Genomic DNA, 20,193 nt, shown 5'->3' with positions numbered 1-20,193 from the left:
GGTTTGCAAATATGTTGTTTGGATTTTGAGTGTGAGATGTTAGATTATATAGATATAAATTGAGAAACTGAGATAAAACCTTTCTTTTTTAGATGGGAGAGAGCGTCCGACCATGCATAGAAGCGGTTAGGGCTTATTTTCGCCCCATGCCAAGTTTAAAACAAAGGGAGGAAGTGAGAGCGGTTCCTTTTTATTCTTCATAGCCGTGATTTATCCAGCAAGTACTTTTAAATAGAGGAAATAAAGATTGAGCTTTCGTAGTAGCAGGAAAGTGAAAGAGCAAAAGAGAAGTAAAGAACCAGTTATACTAATAATTTTGTTTTGCCTTATTTTAAATTTGTGATATGATATAAATATATTACCAGGTACTAATAACTGATATTATTTAATAAATTTAGGGGGATAAATAAATGAATCTTCTCAACTTAAAAGGAAAAAACATTATCGTAATGGGAGTTGCGAACCAACGAAGCATCGCTTGGGGTATCGCTCGTTCACTACACGAGGCAGGAGCAAACTTAATTTTCACATATGCAGGTGAGCGTCTAGAAAAAAACGTACGTGATCTAGCAGAATCATTAGAAGGACAAAAATCACTTGTGTTACCATGTGATGTAACAAACGATGAAGATATCGCGCGTTGCTTCCAGTCTATTAAAGAAGAAGTTGGAGTTGTTCACGGATTAGCACACTGCATCGCATTCGCAAACCGTGATGACTTAAAAGGTGAATTTGTTGATACATCTCGTGATGGATTCTTACTTGCACAAAACATTAGCTCATTCTCATTAACAGCTGTAGCAAGAGCTGCGAAGCCATTAATGACAGAAGGCGGCAGCATCGTTACATTAACATACCTTGGTGGAGAGCGCGTTGTAGCAAACTACAATGTAATGGGCGTTGCAAAAGCATCACTAGACGCAAGCGTAAGATACTTAGCAAACGACTTAGGGCAGCACAACATTCGCGTAAACTCTGTATCAGCAGGACCAATCCGTACGCTATCAGCAAAAGGTGTTGGCGACTTCAACAGCATCTTAAAACAAATCGAAGAACGCGCACCACTTCGTCGTAACGTAACACAAGAGGAAGTTGGTAACACAGCACTATTCTTATTCAGTGATCTAGCGAGCGGAGTTACTGGTGAGAACATTCATGTGGATTCTGGGTATCATATTTTAGGTTAATGAAGAATCAGAGTTGAAATTAGATGTAATATTTTAGGTGGAAAAGCACCACACATGTTCATCAAACTAAGATAAGCTTATATTCATATAACATAAAGAAAAAACGCTATCCTTTTTGCAAAAATATGCAGAAAGGATAGCGTTTTTCTATTATGCTTCAGATGGGAGAGCAAGTGTTGAGGAAGTAATAAAAAGGATTACTTAAATTTGATAATTGTATATACGTATGAAAAGTATAAAATGTCTAAGTAAACCGAACCGGATGTAGGTGATTTTCTCAAGATGACGGAAATAAACTTTAATAATCATTCATCTTATTGTAGCGGTTACTTGAAGCGAAAGGCATAATCTCGTCTTATTATTTTATGTGAAAATAAATGGTGAAATATTTTTGTTTGCGAAAATATATATTTATAAATTATTGAAGAAAACGAGTTGAAATGATAAGATGAAAAATTTAAATCAAGGAGGGAGAGCGGTGTCGAAGAGTGCTGGTGCTCCAAAAAAGAAAGGCGTTTTATTTGTGATGAATCCTATAGGTGGAGGAGTAGAACATTATCAAAATATGTATATTGAACAGAATCGGCATAAGTATAGAATTTATAAGATGACGTTTAGAGCTGGAATGTTTTGTATAGAAGATATGAATCAGGAACACCCCTTGTACTATGATTTAGAGTTTCATAATTATGATGAAACGAGTTTTCGATCGCTACTCAAGTCAATGGATATTGAACTAATTTATATCAATCATCTCATTAAATTCCCTATATTTAAGTTTATAAACCTTATTCAATATTGTGGGATTGAGTATATTTATTTTATACACGATTTTTTTTGTGTATGTCCTCTAGTTAACTTGATTAAAAGAAATGGCCCTTACTGCAATAATGAAACAGATGTGAATATATGTAAGGCATGTTTGGATGGAGGGAGAGAAACAGATATTCAAACTTGGAGAAAAAATTTCGAGTTTTTTTTATCAAATGCCCAGAAGGTAATCGCTCCAAGCAACAGTGCAAAAGAAATTATAAAAAAACATTTTCCTGACATTATTATAGATGTACAGGAACATCCTTTATCTCCTAATATCTACTATACATATACCTCTGAATTTGCAAATGAAAAACAGCTTAATGTTGCCTTCGTAGGAAATATATACAAAAATAAAGGATCACACATTTTATATAAACTTAAAATGGAAATTGAAAGGAGGAAGCTACCTTTTTGTATAAAAGTAATTGGGTTAACAGATAGGCACAAAAGAAGATTTGTCAGTCCAAGCGGACATTTTGTTGTAACAGGACCATATGATAATAGGGAATTTTCTAATCTTTTGGCAACACATAAAATAGCTATCGTTATAACTTCTTCGATATGTCCAGAGACATTTTCTTATACAACTAATGAGGCTATGTTTTCAGGGTATCCTGTCATTGCATTTGATATGGGAGCGCCAGCGGAGCTAATCAAAAAATATAACGGGGGATGGATTTTGAAAGAAGTGAGTGGTAGGAGTGTCTTACAATTGTTACAAAAGCTCTTAGTAAATCGCAGTGAGATTTTAGAAAAAGCGGGTAATCTATCAGTAGTCTGTCAAAATAAAGGGATTTTCTAATCTTTTCAAAAGATGCATTAAGATATTATCGTGTTTTGTAACTCGAATTCAAAAATGATAATTGTGTATGTAGAAGAGTCGCATTAAATCGTTCTATTGTTGATAAAGATGTTTTTAGATGCTTTTTTTAATCATATTAAGTGAAGGGGGCTGTTTTACAGGAAATAACAATAGCCCCCGTAGGAAATATTTCATAGGTAAAAAAGAACGATGAAATTTATGCGAGAATTTGATTTACAGAGATAGGAAGTTTACTTTATGTTTTTAAGAGGCTTTTCGTTAAATCAAATCCCAACTTACAGGTGTCCCCTTAGCAACATCTTTTTTCACTTTTTTTCCTAGTAAAATAGGGAGGTATTTTGGTGCTAAACCATAACCAGGTCGAATAGCTTTTATATTTTCTGTTGTTAAAAGATCCCCAGCTTTCATATCTTGTGCCACATATAGAGAACGTCGAAACTTTAATGAGCTTTTTTCCATATCAGTCGGTCCGTAATAAATCTTTCCTAGTGACTTCCATGCCCTTTCTGTTTCAACAACAAGAGAATTTAGTTCATCTGCTTCCATTGAAAACGCGGAGTCTACTCCTCCATCAGCTCTAGATAAAGTGAAATGCTTTTCGATTACAGTTGCACCCATTGCAACACTCGCGATTGCAGCTCCCACTCCTAATGTGTGATCTGATAAACCTACTTCACATTGAAATAATTCTCTCATGTGGGGGATTGTATGAATATTAGTGTTTTCTGGAGAAGCAGGATAAGTACTTGTACATTTCAATAAAATAAGATCTTTACACCCTGCTAATCTAGCAGCCGTGACAGTCTCATCTAATTCTGAAATTGTAGCCATACCTGTTGAGATAATAAGAGGTTTTCCGGTAGAGGCAGCTTTGCGGATTAAAGGAATATCAGTATTTTCAAAAGAAGCAATTTTATAACAAGGGACATTGAGAGATTCTAGAAAATCAACTGCTGTTTCATCGAATGGGGTGCTGAATGGGATGATACCTAATTCTGTACATTTATCAAAGAGTGGTTTGTGCCATTCCCATGGTGTGTAAGCTTGTTGGTATAGTTTATAAAGTGTGTTTCCTTTCCATAAGCTGTTTGTATCTTCTATTTTAAAATCTTTGTTATCGATATCAAGTGTCATAGTATCGGCTGTGTAAGTTTGAATTTTTAGAGCATGTGCGCCAGCTCTTGCTGCAGCTTCAACTATTTGCAATGCACGTTCTAATGACTGGTTATGGTTTCCAGACATTTCAGCAATGATAAATGGTTGGTGGTTGCGACTGATTTTCCTTCCATTAATTTCAATTTCATTCATTTTATCTTCTCCTTTTTAACCATTCATTTTTGCTTTACCGATTATATCTTTTACTGACGTATTCCATCCATTAGTAAGTAAATGCAAATATATTTTTTTATCTTTTAATCTATGATAACTACCGCCAGAAGGTTGCGGTTTCCTCATAACTTTTCCAGAATAAATGAATTTCCAATTTTCAATGAAAAGTCGTTCTATTTCTTGGCATAGTCTATCGTAGGAGGTTTTTAATGTATCATTTTCTTTGTAGGGAACTTCCGATTGAGTGATAATATCTCCCGTATCTAACCCGTTATTCACATAATGAATTGTAACCCCTTTAGGTGTATCTTCAAGGAAACTCCATAAATTTGGATCAGCACCCTTATTCCAAGGAAGATAAGAGATATGCAAATTAATAATTTTGTTATTAAATTTCTCAATAATAGAAGGAGGAATCATATATCTGTATCCATAGCTGACGATAAAGTCAATGTTAATAAGAATAGGTGAGTGAATGTCTATTCTATTTTCATAGAAAACAACACTATTTCCAGATGATTTAAGAAAACTGTACAAATTATTACATTTAGATCCTAATAATAGAATGTTCATAATATCTTCCTTAACATTTAATATTGTAAAATTTTTGATACTACACGTGTTTTTCCAAAAGCGTCTACAATCTCCAATGCTTTTCTAGAAGATCCCTCTAAATCAAAGTTTCCGCTCCTAACAATCTCAAGGGCATTACAAATATCCTTCTCGTAAATTTCTTCTGATTTTCCAATGTAAAAATCAATCCCTAAATCTCCTACTGTTTTACATATTTCAACTTGATTATGTGCTACTGAGATTAATAGTGCGGGTAATCCTAAACAATATCTTTCCCAAGTGGTTGAACCTCCAGCACATATGGCTAAATCCGCTTCATTCATTAATCTAGACATATAATCAATATTATGATGAAAGACCATATTTGGATGCTTTTTGCATAAATTTTGGATGAAATCTTTTTGAGGATTTGATCGACCGATAACTACATGAATAAGAAGCTGCGTATATTCTATTGCTTCTAGAGCTTTGATTACTTTGGAAGTTTCATTAGTGGGATCACTTCCACCAAAAAATATGAGTATTGTTTTAAGGGGATTTGTTCTTTTTCTTACATTTTTTCGTTCTTTTAAAAATTCGGATCTTAGCAATGCATATTTGGGGCCTAATAATTTTATACAATTTATAGGGATTAATTCTTCGTATCTTTGATCTATGTTTGCATAATAATTTTGATCTAGCAGTAGATCACATATATGTAACCTATCTGCTAAATCATCTATAACCATTATATAGTGGGCGAACTCCTTTAACTTTTCTTCCCACTTTTTATCTAAAGCATAATGATCTACAATGAGCCAATCAGCAAAGCGAATGCTTTTACGTATCATTTCTATTGTTTGTTGAGCATCAACTTCCCAGCTCGTTTGAAGCCATTGAGCATGTTTAGTATTACAATTATTTCTTACTAACTTCATTTTGGGTAACATATATACTGTGTGTCCCTGAGATTTTATAAAGTTACACATATGACCGTCCAATTCCCTAGATATAAAGGAGATCTGATGTCCTTGATTTTTTAACTCTTTTGCTAAGGTTAAACATCGCATAACATGCCCTGTTCCAATCTCTATAGAAGCGTCAACACGAATGAGTATGTTCATATAAACTATATCCCTAATTTTTTTTGTTCTATATGGCTATTAATATAAAACAGGTCTGGTTCTTTTTTTAATAAATTTAAAATATCAATGAAAGAAAATTGGGAATTAACTGGATATAGTTTTGTGATAATTTTTTTTATAAAGATAAAGTCTTCTTTCGTATCTACAGTCCAGCGATGTTTACTTTCATCTAAGTGATTCTGGACATTGAACAGTTTAAACGTTTTAGGGGTGTTATATATATATGCAGTCACATGCTCGCGATAGGATGGCTGATTTGCTTCTTCATATGTTTGTTTTAAAATTCGGTAGGGCATAACTTCTGTATCTAAACCTCTTGGATAAGTACGGATTAATGTGTTAGATACATAATCATATTTATTTTGATGTTCTAAATAGCAATTAACTATCTTATCAATAATATCAGGATCAATAACGGGACAATCTGAAGTTAATCGAACTACAACATCTACAGAAAATTGTGTTGCAGCTTCATAATAACGTGATAATACATCATCTGCTGATCCACGATAATAAGGAACAGAAAGTTGTTCGCAAAGCTCAATGATTGGATTATCATTTTGATTTGTAGTAGTCGCTACAATAATTTGGTTAATTGTTTTTGCTCTTTTTACTCGTTCAATTTGATATTCTAATAGTGTTTTATCAAGAACTTTCTTCATTATCTTCCCCGGAAGTCTAGTTGAGCCCATTCGAGCTTGAATAATAGCGGCAACTTTCATTTCATCACCTTTTTATTCACTTATTTTTTATAGAAATTGATTACCTTTTTAACTGCTTGAATGACATCATTAGCGTCTTGTTCACTCATTTCTGAAAATAATGGTAGAGTAATGATACTTTCATATAATTTTTCAGCATTAGGGCAAATACCTTTTTGATAACCTAATTTTTGATAGTAGGGTTGTAAATGAATTGGAATGTAGTGAACATTGACACCAATATTTTCTTGCTGTAACGCTTGAAAGATTTCTTTTCGATCAACTTTTAGCATTGGTAAATTTAACTGAATGATATACAAATGCCAACTTGAATCAACATGATCTAATTGTTTTGGAAGAATAACTTCAGGTAAATCTTTTAGTGCCATATTATACATTGATACATATTGTTTTCTTTTAGCAATAAAAGAATCTAATTTTTGCAGTTGTGATAATCCAAGAGCAGCTTGAATATCTGTCATCCGATAATTATAGCCAAGAAATTGCATTTCATAGTACCAAGGTCCATGATTTTCAGTTAGGTTATTAGGGTTACGGGTGATTCCATGGGTTCTAAACTGAAGAAGTTTTTGATAGTAGTCTTCATTATTTGTTGTAATGATTCCGCCCTCGCCTGTTGTAATATGTTTGACAGGGTGAAAACTGAACATGGTCATATCACTAATTGAACCAATTTTTTTCTTTTTGTAAGTAGAGCCTAATGCATGAGCTGCATCTTCGATTACTGTTAGGTTATATTCTTGGGCAATTTTTGAAATTTTTTCAAGTTCACCTGGCTGTCCAGTAAAATGTACAGGTATAATTGCTTTTGTTTTATTTGTAATCTTATCTTTTATTAAATTAGGATCAATATTGTAAGTGTCGGATTTTATATCCGTAAATACCGGAACTCCACCTTGATAAAGGACACAGTTAGAACTGGCAGCGAACGTCATTGATGTCGTGATGACTTCATCATCATTGGATATCCCCGCTGCAAAACAGGCGCCATGTAGGGCGGCTGTTCCACTTGAAAATGCTACGGCGTATTTCGCACCTACATATGCTGCCACTTGATTTTCAAATTGTTTTATTGTTGGACCGGTTGTAATAAAATCACTTTTTAAAACGTTGATTACGGCTTGAATATCATCTTCATCAATGGATTGCTTGCCGTATGGCAAATAATGATTCCGTACGGGTTTTCCTCCATGAATTGCTAAACAATACTTCATGATCCTTAATACTCCCTTATATGTTGTTTTGACTTATTTAGACTGTTTTTTTATCTTATTCACTAATTAACCGTTTTAACTCTTCTTTTGTTAACCAATGTTCATTTTTGTCGCTTGTATAACTAAAACCTTCTGGAAGCGGTTTGCCTTCACTTATATACGCTTTATCCCACCAATTAAATTCTGGTTGAATGATATAATAATCTTCAAATTCTAAAGTATGACGGGCATCATCTTCAGTTATCATAGCCTCATGAAGCTTCTCTCCTGGACGGATGCCTATAAACTCAATTTTACATTTAGGTGCAATTACTTTTGCCAAGTCTGTTACTTTCATGCTGGGGATTTTAGGGACAAAAATTTCCCCGCCCTTCATTCGCTGAAGGTTATCAAGAACAAATTGTACTCCCTGATCAAGTGTTATCCAAAATCGTGTCATACGTTCATCCGTTATAGGGATTTTCCCGGTTTTTTTTATGCTTTTAAAAAATGGTACTACACTACCTCTGCTACCTACTACATTTCCGTATCGTACCACTGCAAATCTGGTGTCCTTTTTCCCTGTATAAGCATTTGCTGCAACAAAAAGTTTATCTGATGCTAATTTCGTTGCACCGTATAAGTTAATTGGAGAGGCAGCTTTATCTGTGCTCAAAGCAATGACACGTTTCACACCACAATCCATAGCAGCTTCAATTACATTCTGAGCGCCATAGATATTTGTTTTAATTGCTTCAAACGGATTGTACTCACATGCACCGACATGCTTCAAAGCAGCTGCATGAACTACAATATCCACCCCAGCAAAAGCACGGTATAAACGAGCTTTATCACGTACATCCCCAATAAAAAAACGAATACGCGAATCTGTATACTCTTGAGCCATTTCGTATTGTTTCAATTCATCACGACTAAAAACAATAATCTTGTTTACACCAAGTTCTAGGGCTTTTTTTATAAATCTCTTTCCGAAAGAGCCTGTTCCACCTGTAACTAAAATTGTTTTTCCTGTTAAATCCATTTTTTTCACAGCCTTTTTTTATTGAATCCATTTTCACTATCTATTACTATGAATGTTTCGGGAAAACGTTTGGGTATCATCTCTACATTTCCTTATAATTTTCCCGAAATGGTGAATAAGCCTAGATTGAAGTCTACTTTTAACTGTTTTGTGATTTATTTCTTGGTTCAGGAAATGATAAATATGTTAAATAGTTTTTTATATTATTGAGAGGCTAGAAATCAAAATCTTCGTTTTTAGATATAAGAGGTATCTTCAGGTTTTCTAATCAAAAAGTGTTACATGTTCATAAGCTGTTCAAGTTCAGAGAGGGATTATGTATTTAATATAGAGATAATGCACCATCTTTTTTCAAGCTAGACTATGTAACTATACAAAAAGACAAACAAAACATAGCATAGTAAAAGTAAAAGCCTAAATCTGCTTTCTATTGTTCGATCGCATAGTTTATACCACTAATTAGTAATTAATAAAAACATCGATCGTGTACAACTAGTTGATTAAAAAACTTAAATAATAGAAATGTATCTTCAGTAATAAAAACACGTAATTCAAAGAACTTTGAAATAGATGTTGAATGGCGCAATTAATTAATAAAAAAATATATATCTTTTAATTTTAATAGTTATTTTTTGGTTTTTTGAATTATATAAGCGAGGGTGAACAATGTGTTTCAAGGGTTTTTAAATTTTAAAGGGCAAGAAATAATAATGACCAAGGACTTGTTTAGAAATATTAAAAATGATTTCACCTATGAATTTTGGATAAAGCCTCAAAAGGAAATTCAATTAAATGAGGAATCGGATCAAGGAAAACATGGAATTTTTGGTCAAAGATATATTATTGGTCCAGGGCATCCTGTAATTGAACGAAAAGATGAATCGGGTGCCGGAGTATCGGTTGGAACGAATGGTATAACGGTATATGAACACAGTCACAATTATTTACCTCCTCTACTCACATATGAAATAAAAATAGACGATTGGACTCATATAGCTATTGTTTATGAAAATAAAACTCCAAATTTATATGTGAATGGAAGTTTTGTAAAAAGAGGATTAAAAAGTACTAAGACTAATGTCTTTGCCTCAGGAAGTATTGGAGGATGTGGAGCATACGGATATTTTGAAGGAAAAATGAATAGTTTGAGGATTTGGGGTTATTCAAAAAACGAAAAAGAGATTAAGCTCCATATGGATAAATGTTTAAATGGTGACGAACAAGGATTGATTTTAAATTGGAACTACGAAAAGCCAACATATATCCAATCTATTTCGAATACAAACGAGGAAGCTGATAAACCATCTTTTTTAAATGATTCTATTCGTAATCAATTTAGTTTAGAAACATTAAATGAATCAAATTATATTGAATATAATAATGAATTACTTGAAGATACTGAAGTGGATGTGATTATACCAATATATAATGGCTACGAATTTACAAAGAGATGTATAGAAAGTATATACAATAATATAGACATTCGTTGTAATTTATTTTTGATTAATGATGCTAGTACAGATCAACAGATATATCGTTTTTTGGAAAGCTTGAAATCTAACAAATTACCTCAAAGCTTAAAAAAATTAGTGGTTATACACAATGATAAAAACTTAGGATATGTACAAAGTATTAATAAAGGCTTACTTTTAACAACGAATCACCCCATCTTATTAAATAGCGATACAGAAATTCCACCTCATTGTTTTCGGCGCTTAATCAACCCTATTTTAGTAAATGATAAAATCTCATCCGTTACTCCTTTCTCAAATAGTGCTACGATTTGTTCCTATCCTAATTTTGTTCAAGATAATGAATTGCCATACAATATGACTGCAAATGAAGTCGATGCTTATTTTTCAAAATATGTCATTAACAAAGGGATAGTAATCCCAACAGGTGTAGGCTTCTGTATGGCATTAAATAGAAATGTTATTCATGATATCGGAATCTTTGATGATGAGGTTTTTGGCAAGGGGTATGGCGAGGAAAATGATTGGTGTATGGGAGCACGTCATAAAGGATATCAAAATATATTGATTCCAAATGTGTTTGTTTATCATAAACATGGTGTAAGTTTTAATCAAATAGATGGAAGTAAACAAGAGCTAATGTCAAGTAATTTAAAAAAACTACTTAACCGATACCCAGATTATAATAAAATCATACAAGACTTTATAAGGCTGGATCCAATAAAAAATATAAGAGAATTCATGAAAAGTATAATGGTTGCCGATAAATATTCTTATAGAAAGGGCAGATTATTTATCGATCATGGCTTAGGTGGCGGTGCCTCAATCTATCAAACTAACTATATAAAAACATTAGAAGATGATGAGAGAATATACACGTTAACACCTGGGACAGATTATGTGATTTTAACTGATCATAATCATTCCGAACCAATAAATTATAATCTTAAAATAAGTAAACTAACTGAAATAAACTTTAAAAAATTATTAAGTGCTCTAAACATTGATTTGATTTTTATTAATCATTTATTTAAGTATCCCATTGAAAAAATGTTTCGTTTAATAAAACACTCACTTGTGGATTATTATTTTTACATTCATGATTTTTATTGTGTTTGCCCAAGCTATAATTTAATAAATCATCAAAAGAAGTATTGTAATGCTGAAACAAATGTAGATATCTGTCAGGGATGTATTGCGAAAATATTACCGAAAGAAGCTATTCATATTGAAGGTTGGAGAGAAGCGTTTCATTCTTTTTTAATGGGTGCGAAAAAGGTAATTACCCCTAGTCATAACACGAAAGATATTATTCTAAAGTACTATAAAGATATTGAGATAGAAGTAAGAGAGCATGTTATTAATCCAAAAATATCATACTCCTTTAAGGAGGAGTTTTTAAATAAAAAAGTTTTAAATATTGCTTTTATGGGAGCCATTGATTATCCGAAAGGATCAAGTATTATATATGAGCTAAAGGATTTAATTGTTAAAGAAAATTTACCAATAAATATAAAGGTGATTGGTATAACAAATATTCATTTTAATCCACACAAAAGTGCTGAAGGAAAGTTTGAAGTCACAGGAAGATATCAGGTGGATAATTTATCTGATATATTAGCTCAAAATGAAATAGCATTGGTTATTAATCCGTCCATTTGCCCTGAAACATATTCCTATACAACAAGTGAAGCAATGTTATCGGGATACCCCATTATTACATTTGACCTAGGCGCCCCTGCTGAACGAGTAGAAAAATATCAGTGTGGATGGATTCTTGACAACATGAATAGTAATGAAATATTAAATTTATTAAAAAACTTATTAAAAAATAGAGAACAAATCCACGAAAAAGCAAAGAAATTAAGAGATTTGCGGGAAGGAAATGAATTTTAGGATAAGGTCCACATATCTAATAGATTTGTAGTGAAAATAGGGATCTTTTATGTAATAAATGCCATTATTGTCTTTGTGCTATCTTTTATAAGAAAGAATATAATAAATGATACTGAAGACAAGGTTATTTTCGATTGAAAAAATAAGAAGGGGTGATGGTTATGTCACAAAAGTTTCTCTACTTACCAATCGAATCAAAAATAAGGGAATTAGACGCAAAATTACTCTTAACCTATTATGCAATTAAAAGAAATTATCGAATTATTCTGGGAACGCACACGCCTATTCTCTCTCACTTGGAGTTATTACCTAAGGGCATCATTTGTTCAAAGGGAACTCCTTATGGTGATGCAAGGAAAGAATATATGACTCGTGCATACAAACTAGGCTATTCTATTGTTGAATTGGATGAAGAAGAAGGATTATTCCTTAATAGTAATAATTATAGTCGTCTTGGAAAAGATGATACGTATGTTAAAATACTTGAGCATGTATATTGCTGGGGAGATGCTCATAAAGAAATAGTTACAAATACTTTTCCTAAATTTAAGGAAAAATTTCATTTAACTGGTCATCCACGGTTCGATTTACTCAAGAAAAAGTTCCGGGGGTTATATAATGATGAAGTGAAAATGATTGAACAGCGGTTTGGAGACTTTATTTTAGTAAATACAAGATTTACGCAATATAATCACTTTATAAGAGGGTTCAATCCTAACGAACATTATATAAAGAAAGTATACGAACATTTTATCCAATTAATTAAAGAATTAAGTGAGAAATATCCGAATCTCAATATTGTTGTTCGTCCTCATATTCATGAAAATGTAGATAGTTATCGAAAAGAATTGTCGGATTATAAAAATGTGTTTGTTGCCCATGATGGTAATGTGGTTATGTGGATTTTGGCCTCAAAAGTCGTGATACACAATCGTTGTACGACAGGCATTGAAGCTTTGTTACTTGATAAACCAGTCATTGCTTATATGCCAATTAATTATGAGAAAGAGAAGAAATATTTACCTAATGCAGTTACCTATAAATCAGTGAATAGTAGTGAAGTATTCAACTTAGTCGACTTCTGTTTATCTAAAGGAGAAATAGGTGAAGAAAAAAAGAGTCTATCAAAAAATTATTATGGGTCCATGGATGTAGAAAATTATGCTTATCAAAATATTATCCGTTTATTAGATACAATCAGTTTCACGGGTGAAAGTTCCATTGAGGAATCTTCAGTAAGAGCGCTCTCTACAATAAAAGGGGATCATACGTTGACTTCAGAGGAAGAAATAAAAAGTTTCTTTGAAAAATTGGATTTAATAGAAATGAATAAAAATGAAGTGAGTGTTCGAACATTAGCTCCTGATTTATTTGAAATAATATCTAATAACAGTTGAGTCCTTTTTTCTATGAGGCTTAACGTAACTTCCTTAGTTAGATAAAAACCCTTGGTAACAAGGGTTTTTATTATTTCATAGAATGAAGAATCAAAGTTTCTAAAGCGTGTTTTTTTATAATAAATCAATCATAGCATTTAGTTTTGAAACCGTTGTTAGAAAGAAATTTACGATTGTTAATTCAATGAGCCCTAAAGAATTGTATTAATACTGCAAAGGAATTTTATTAGTACAATGGGGGTTTTGATGAGGGATACGGGAGATGACCTTTAGATACTTTGGAAATATGAATATTACTCTATTTTTACTTAAAACATCGGGGTACGTTTTAGATTGTTTGAGAAGAAGGGAGCAATTTTATGAAAGGGATTATTTTAGCTGGAGGTACAGGATCGAGATTATATCCTATCACTAGAGTGACCAATAAACATTTGCTACCTGTTGGACGTTATCCAATGATTTATCATTCAGTTTGTAAGCTAAAAGAATGTGAAGGTTGTATCTAAGTTTTTTGGTACATTTTTTATATGTTTGAAATCTTTTCGTTTATATATCCCGAGAAAGATAGGTTAATGAAATGCTTTATAAAAAGAAAAATCATCGATAATATAACCGATGATTTTTCTTTTTGATAATGTGGAAAGTAAGAATTGTCCCCAATAAATTTTGGTTTAAACACAGATTGTTTAGAGTGTAATGAATGGATATTAGATATTATTTTTTTTGATAAGTTATATTTGTTGTAGAACATGATTTTTATGATTGAATAGTCTTCACCATTTCTTTTATTCTTTGGCAAAATGTATGCTGTCCTATAACTATTTTTTGAGCTTTTTGAGCAATAATCTCCTTCTTTTTTTTATCATTCATATAGGTAATCACTTTACATAGGCAATCTTCATAATCCTGATAAGATATCATTTCTTCTTCAGTAAAGAAAGAACGAAGATTAGGCTTTTCCTCTATTAATTGAAAAGCTCCACATGCTGCAATATCAAACGTTCGATTATTAATGCTTTCATTCATAACCTTGGACGTATTCTGATTATATAAGAAATTGTTACTTCGATGAGGGTTTAATACAATGCTAGCTCCGTTATAAAAATAAGAAACCTTTTCTGGATTCATCCATGTATCTTCAATCATAACCCTTGCGTTGTTTCTCCAGACCTTTTGTAGTCTATTACGCCATCCTTTTCCAATTAGTGTTAGGGCATAATTTGTATTCTTTAGAAGGAAATGAATAAGGTTTACTCTTGTCTGATATGGATATCCTACAAGAAGCAAGTCACTTTTATATACATGCTCTACTGAGCGCGGTTTAAAAATGGAATGATTCGTACCTAACGGTAAATAGTGGGCATTCTGATGAACGAGTTGGTACTGTTTTAAAGCTCCAGTATCGATGGTAAAGATATAGTCGAACCTATCAATGATTTGATAAGTCTTATCAAAATAATAAGGGTCTTCAGTCATCCAACAAGCCAATTGAATACCATTCTCTTTAAAATACTGGATAGCTTGTATAGAGAGATTGTCTCCTAATATTGTTAGGACTACTTGTGGCTGAAACGTGGTAACAATTGACCTTATATTTTCTATTGGCTCTGATGGATGAAAGCAGGTCCATTTATATCCGTTATCACTAAGCGCAGTTTTCATACTTTGATCTAAATAATCATAAATACCAAGATAACCAGAAGAAATATACAATAACTTCATTACATATCACCAATTGTATTCATCATTTTTAATCTTTTGCTGTTATGATGCTTTCAACACACTTACACTTAATTTGTATAACATTTGTAACGTTTGGAGATGGTAGAGCCTCTTCTTCTAATGTAACGATACCAGTTTTTTTATTAAAGTTTGTTAATTTGGCTGGTCCATAAACAAAACCTGATTTACCTACAACTGTTATAATCGTTCCAAGTGGTATGTTGGAGAATTGACGGCAGATGCTACTTTTACATATCCATAGAAACATAAATAAATCTTCCTCCTTTGTTAATATTTGATAACATATATACTATTATATGCAAATAGATAGAGTTTCGTGAAAATAGTACTTTCATAAATTAAAACGTTTATTTTTAAGGATATATTCACTAGCATAGCGCATGAAAAGGTATGACTGGGAGCAGTATAATGTTCATTTGAGTATTATAGGAAATTCAGCGGTTATCAATAAAAGAGGGAACGGGATTTTAAAATAAAGTGAAGAAAATGCAAGAACTTGTCATAAAGTAACATGAAAAAGTAGGTAACACAGTGTTATTTCTATAAAATCCATATAAAGATTTATATAAAAAAATCCATTTTGATCAATTTTTTCAAAATGGATTCTTTTTATGCAATGTGAATAGGGGAAGGTATTTTTGGTTACATTTTATTGAAAAGCTATATTGGTGTAAGATTTATGAGTTCCGCAATCGGGCACGATTCTTAAATAAGAAGGCGTTTTATATGAAGGGCGTTATTTATATAAACAGCAAAAAGTGTTAAAAAGCTACTTGAACCTAACACGGTCTCCTAATATTGTAAGGGCTAGCTGTGGTTGAAACGTGGCAACAATAGATTGTAGCTTTTCTATCGGCTCCGATGGATGAAAGTAAGTCCATTCATAGCCATTATTGCTTAGCTCAGCTTTCATACTCTGATCTAAATAATTGTAAATACCGAGTTAATCGGAAGAGATATACAATAGCTTCACTATACATCAACAATTGTAGTGGTCATTTTCTAATCACCTGTTGTTATGATGCTCTCAATATCGTCACAGCTAATTAGAATAGTAGTCGTAAAACCTGGAGATGGTAAACCTTGCTCTTCCAATGTAACTATGCAATTTCCTATATTAAGGCTTATAAACTTGGCTGGTCCATAAACAAAACCGGACTTACCTACAACTGTTATAATAGTTCCTGGCAATATGCCGGAGAACAACAGCAGGTGGCAGATACTACTGTTACATGCCATGGGAAAATGTTCCCTCCTTCTTATTCATTAAGTTAATATTTAATAACACTTATACTATATGTTTATAGGTATATTTTTGTGCAGAGAACATCCTAGTGAATACACCCTCTTATACCAATTCAAATTTATGCCTGTAGTTTATATTACCTAATGCAGATAATTAAAAAGCGAGGGAGTATGTCTTTAACATGCCCTGCTAGTGGCTATATGTTTTCGGGAAAGCTTCATACACTACTAAAGAGTAAAAGTCCAATTGAGAGATTATATATATTGATGAATTCTATATGAATCAACTTACTATATACAGGATTGGTTTTGAATTCAAAGGTTGTAATCATTTTTACTTGTTAAACAAGTCTGTATTAGTAGGTAAAGCAATGGAAAGTGTACGTATTCAATCTTTAAATGAATGGGAACTTTGTATGATGGATGACAAGTCTAATAAAGAAACATTACATGTCATTAAACAATATTTGGGTGATTCAAGACTCGATAGACACAAGTAAAAGGTATTTAGCGAACGACTTAGGATAGCATACATAATATTCGTGTGTCCCCTGTGGCAGTAGGAGAAATTCGTACGTTATCAGTAAAAAGGATTGGTGATTTCAACAGCATCTTAAAACAAATCGAAGAGCGCGCACCATTTCGCCGTAACGTAACACAAGAGGAAGTTGGTAATCCAGCTTTATTCTTATTTAGTAACTTAGCAAGTCGTGTTACTGGTGAGAACATTCATGGGGATTTTGGATATCATATTTTAGGTAATTAAATATAAAATGATGAAAAAACACCTTCTACCCCCAATGAAATGGGGTATAAAAGGTGTTTTTTATTTCTTATATGAACTAATAAAATTTCGAGTTATTTTCAACAACCTCCGCTATATGCGGTGGTAATTGTTTGATTTTAGATTGAAGACGTTTCTGAGCAGTACGACCTAAGTGACGTTTGTTTTCGATATAGTACGCACATATAGAAATTTCATAGTCAAAAAGATAGTCGTAGACGTGGTAATCTACAAAAAGAATATCTTCTTTAGGGAAAGGAATTTCTTTTCCTTGTAATGCATACATCAAGCTTAAATTATTTTTAGCTTTCAGTCGATACATTCTTGCAAGGTGGGACAAAGGTTCCGCTCTACAGGGTCTGTACTCCCAAGCATTTTGAAGATAAGTAGTAGCAAGAGCAAAAAATTGTTCTTCCTGATGGATGAAGGTATCTATTGTAGATTGATCAATTTTTGATTTATTTTTTTCTGACTCTGTAATTAATTGTTCACGTTGGAAAGAAGCCGTATTTGCCAAACGTTCATAACAGAGACCAATTCGTAAGAGGGCATAAAATACTTCTTCCGCCCATCCGCCCGCTGCTACTCTTTTTTTATACCATTTGATTGCTTCATCTAGTTCATTAAGAACGGATAATGTTTGTGCTAAGTAAAACATGTATCTGATTTTTAAATCGGGTGGGGTGGCTTCATCGTGAATTCCTTCTAATAGCAACCGTTTATCTCGTTCAAATTTATCACTCTTACTCCCACCGTCTCCTTGGTCATTGATAATTAGACTATCGAGTTTTTCAACTGTATCAAAGTAAGTAACTTGTTCAGCCTTTAATTTAGAACGATCTAAATCCCAATACTCATGTGTAACTCCAACGGATCGCCATGGTAAAGATGTTTTAAGAAGACGAGAAAGCCAATATTTAATGTGACTATCATATTGCATAGTTAAATAATGGTCCTTATCTAAGCTACACTTATCAAAATGCGGTTTAACTTCTAAAACCATATCAGCATCGAGCAACAACAAATAATCTGCCTCTGGATAAGTTTTTTGCGCCAAAGATACAGCTAAGCTTCGATTATATCCAAAATTTTTAAAAGGTTCATGGTGCACAGTACCAGGTATGTTATTTTCTCTGCACCAGTTTTCAATAATTTCAGGTGTTCCATCAGTCGAACCCGTATCACAAATAGAAACAAAATCAATGATAGATTTAGTTGGATTTAAACATCTTTCTATAATTTTCGATTCATTTTTTACAATCATACAAAGACATATTTTCTTTTGTGATTTTATGTGTTTTGTTGTTTTTGATTTATTTTTAGCCACTATTTTCCCCCCTATTTTTGTTCAAAAGGTTTTATTCGTTCAACAACATCTGATTTTATATACTTTGAACAAATGCTAATAAAGAGTTATAAGTTCTCTAAAGTATTGCTAGTAACTCTCAGTTTTACAAATTCTCCTCATTTTAATCATTCGCCTTGCAATCTAATGGGGCGCTATTGGGTATGTGCAACTTCATATACGTAATTAATTACAATAGTAAAGCATGTAAGTATTTTGTTTTACTTTATGTGTGAAACCATATTAGGCATGCGCTAGATTTATCATATGCAGTCGGATTTAATTTTGTGAGTCTCTTTAATTCGGCATTGAATAGTTATAAGGCTTACTGTATCAAAAAATATATAGTCAACATAAATTGTAACAACATTGATTTTATAGAAATAATCATTCAATTAATTGAATGAAATGAATATTTTTAGTTGTCTTATATGTAAGGGAATATAACTTTTTGGGAGGGGAAATATTTGAAAGTTTTAGTCACAGGTGGAGCTGGCTTTATTGGTTCACATATTGTTGAATTCTTATTAGAAAACAATATAGATACAGTGGTTGTTGATAATTTAGTTACTGGGCATAAGTATAATATTCCATCAAAAGTTGCTTTCTATCATTTTGATATAAGGGATCCAAATATCGATAAAATTTTCATGGTTGAAAAACCTGATTTTGTAATACATCAAGCAGCACAAGTATCTGTACAGGAATCTGTAAAACAGCCATTTTACGATTGCAGTGAAAATGTCATGGCTACTGTTAATATTCTTCAAGCTTGTATAAAGTACAATGTAAAAAAAATTATTTATGCATCAACTGCTGCTGTATACGGTAATCCCCAATACTTACCTATTGATGAGAAGCATGATCTTAATCCTGTATCATTTTACGGTTTATCAAAATTGACCAGTGAAGCATATATTCAATTATTTGCAAAGCTTTATGGTTTAAAATATACAATTCTCAGATACTCCAATGTTTATGGTGCAAGGCAGAATCCAGATGGAGAAGCTGGTGTCATTTCCATTTTTATGGATCGCTTATTTAAGAATGATAGTCCAATTATATATGGTGACGGAAATCAGACACGAGATTTTATCTTTGTTAAAGATGTAGCACATGCTAACTTCTTGGCATTTAGAAATGCTGACAATCAAATATGTAATATTAGTTCGAATCAACAAATTTCAGTTAATGAACTGCTAGATACAATTTGCAATTTAATGAAAATAGAAGATAAAAAAATATACAAAGAGGAAAGACCAGGGGATGTTATTCATAGTTATTTATCAAATGATAAAGCTAGAAAATATTTGAATTGGCACCCGAAATTTTCATTGCTTCAAGGATTGGAAGAGGTAATTTCCTTATTTTGTAAAAATAAAAGGATTGTATAAAATAAGTTAAAGTTCATTTTATATAGTATTAACTAATATGTTAATACAGGGGATTTTCATATCATGTATAAGGAATAAAATAAATTTTAACATACTAAGGGGTGATTA

16 protein-coding genes and 2 pseudogenes are annotated in these 20,193 nt (G+C 32.3%); 8 read left to right on the top strand and 10 right to left on the bottom strand.

Annotated features, from left to right (window positions below):
- Nucleotides 1-410 precede the first annotated feature (410 nt).
- Nucleotides 411-1,187, top strand: a complete 777-nt coding sequence (gene fabI, locus ORL93_RS23665; RefSeq protein ID WP_018781149.1) for an enoyl-ACP reductase FabI — start codon at nucleotides 411-413, stop codon at nucleotides 1,185-1,187.
- Nucleotides 1,188-1,665: 478 nt separating this feature from the next.
- Nucleotides 1,666-2,805, top strand: coding sequence for a glycosyltransferase (locus ORL93_RS23660; protein ID WP_018764020.1), 1,140 nt, complete (start codon nucleotides 1,666-1,668; stop codon nucleotides 2,803-2,805).
- A gap of 279 nt (nucleotides 2,806-3,084) precedes the next feature.
- On the opposite strand, the gene pseI is transcribed toward ORL93_RS23660, so the two are convergent.
- The 6 genes from pseI to pseB are packed head-to-tail and all read right to left on the bottom strand — an operon-like array spanning nucleotide 3,085 to nucleotide 8,809.
- Complete coding sequence (gene pseI / locus ORL93_RS23655) at nucleotides 3,085-4,134, bottom strand: pseudaminic acid synthase (RefSeq protein ID WP_018764021.1); 1,050 nt, start codon at nucleotides 4,132-4,134, stop codon at nucleotides 3,085-3,087.
- A 15-nt stretch (nucleotides 4,135-4,149) separates the two neighbouring features.
- Entirely contained in the window at nucleotides 4,150-4,728 is a 579-nt protein-coding gene (locus ORL93_RS23650; RefSeq protein WP_003195948.1) for a formyl transferase, read from the bottom strand.
- A gap of 17 nt (nucleotides 4,729-4,745) precedes the next feature.
- Nucleotides 4,746-5,831, bottom strand: coding sequence for a UDP-2,4-diacetamido-2,4,6-trideoxy-beta-L-altropyranose hydrolase (gene pseG / locus ORL93_RS23645; RefSeq protein WP_018764022.1), 1,086 nt, complete (start codon nucleotides 5,829-5,831; stop codon nucleotides 4,746-4,748).
- Nucleotides 5,832-5,836: 5 nt separating this feature from the next.
- Complete coding sequence (locus ORL93_RS23640; protein ID WP_265959606.1) at nucleotides 5,837-6,574, bottom strand: glycosyltransferase family protein; 738 nt, start codon at nucleotides 6,572-6,574, stop codon at nucleotides 5,837-5,839.
- 20 nt (nucleotides 6,575-6,594) lie between these two features.
- On the bottom strand, nucleotides 6,595-7,788 hold the full coding sequence (gene pseC, locus ORL93_RS23635) for a UDP-4-amino-4,6-dideoxy-N-acetyl-beta-L-altrosamine transaminase (RefSeq protein ID WP_018764024.1): 1,194 nt from the start codon (nucleotides 7,786-7,788) through the stop codon (nucleotides 6,595-6,597).
- 55 nt (nucleotides 7,789-7,843) lie between these two features.
- Nucleotides 7,844-8,809 (bottom strand): UDP-N-acetylglucosamine 4,6-dehydratase (inverting), encoded by a 966-nt coding sequence (gene pseB / locus ORL93_RS23630; protein WP_098928002.1) that lies wholly within the window; start codon nucleotides 8,807-8,809, stop codon nucleotides 7,844-7,846.
- A gap of 668 nt (nucleotides 8,810-9,477) precedes the next feature.
- On the opposite strand from pseB, the gene ORL93_RS23625 reads away from it, so the two are divergent.
- The 3 genes and pseudogenes from ORL93_RS23625 to ORL93_RS23615 form a co-directional block, all read left to right on the top strand.
- Nucleotides 9,478-12,177: a glycosyltransferase gene (locus tag ORL93_RS23625; RefSeq protein WP_265959605.1), complete on the top strand. Its 2,700-nt coding sequence runs from the start codon at nucleotides 9,478-9,480 to the stop codon at nucleotides 12,175-12,177.
- Between the two features lie 161 nt (nucleotides 12,178-12,338).
- Nucleotides 12,339-13,574 carry a surface carbohydrate biosynthesis protein gene (locus ORL93_RS23620; protein WP_265959604.1) on the top strand — a complete coding sequence of 412 codons (1,236 nt, stop codon included), beginning with the start codon at nucleotides 12,339-12,341 and terminating at the stop codon, nucleotides 13,572-13,574.
- 359 nt (nucleotides 13,575-13,933) lie between these two features.
- Nucleotides 13,934-14,068, top strand: a pseudogene (locus ORL93_RS23615) (sugar phosphate nucleotidyltransferase); the annotation flags it as partial.
- Between the two features lie 262 nt (nucleotides 14,069-14,330).
- Here the strand turns inward: ORL93_RS23615 and ORL93_RS23610 are convergent.
- The 3 genes from ORL93_RS23610 to ORL93_RS23600 all read right to left on the bottom strand — a co-directional run bounded on the left by ORL93_RS23610 (nucleotide 14,331) and on the right by ORL93_RS23600 (nucleotide 16,230).
- A complete protein-coding gene (locus ORL93_RS23610; protein ID WP_003206191.1) occupies nucleotides 14,331-15,296 on the bottom strand; it encodes a CgeB family protein in 966 nt (321 codons plus the stop codon).
- Between the two features lie 28 nt (nucleotides 15,297-15,324).
- Entirely contained in the window at nucleotides 15,325-15,564 is a 240-nt protein-coding gene (locus ORL93_RS23605) for a CGEA protein (protein WP_265959603.1), read from the bottom strand.
- A gap of 522 nt (nucleotides 15,565-16,086) precedes the next feature.
- Complete coding sequence (locus tag ORL93_RS23600; protein WP_265959602.1) at nucleotides 16,087-16,230, bottom strand: hypothetical protein; 144 nt, start codon at nucleotides 16,228-16,230, stop codon at nucleotides 16,087-16,089.
- Between the two features lie 610 nt (nucleotides 16,231-16,840).
- Between ORL93_RS23600 and ORL93_RS23595 the strand changes: the two genes are divergently transcribed.
- Nucleotides 16,841-17,062, top strand: a complete 222-nt coding sequence (locus ORL93_RS23595) for a hypothetical protein (RefSeq protein WP_265959601.1) — start codon at nucleotides 16,841-16,843, stop codon at nucleotides 17,060-17,062.
- Nucleotides 17,058-17,328, top strand: a pseudogene (locus tag ORL93_RS23590) (SDR family oxidoreductase); the annotation flags it as partial. The gene ORL93_RS23595 and the pseudogene ORL93_RS23590, both read left to right, overlap by 5 nt.
- Before the next feature lie 76 nt (nucleotides 17,329-17,404).
- On the opposite strand, the gene ORL93_RS23585 reads toward ORL93_RS23590, so the two are convergent.
- On the bottom strand, nucleotides 17,405-18,610 hold the full coding sequence (locus tag ORL93_RS23585; protein ID WP_265959622.1) for a glycosyltransferase family 2 protein: 1,206 nt from the start codon (nucleotides 18,608-18,610) through the stop codon (nucleotides 17,405-17,407).
- 548 nt (nucleotides 18,611-19,158) lie between these two features.
- On the opposite strand from ORL93_RS23585, the gene ORL93_RS23580 reads away from it, so the two are divergent.
- Entirely contained in the window at nucleotides 19,159-20,085 is a 927-nt protein-coding gene (locus ORL93_RS23580; protein WP_265959600.1) for an NAD-dependent epimerase/dehydratase family protein, read from the top strand.
- Nucleotides 20,086-20,193 lie beyond the last annotated feature (108 nt).

Origin of the sequence: Bacillus sp. DHT2 (assembly GCF_026241455.1) — a bacterium.
Lineage (GTDB): Bacteria > Bacillota > Bacilli > Bacillales > Bacillaceae_G > Bacillus_A > Bacillus_A pseudomycoides.
This window is presented reverse-complemented; position numbering and strand designations above follow the sequence as displayed.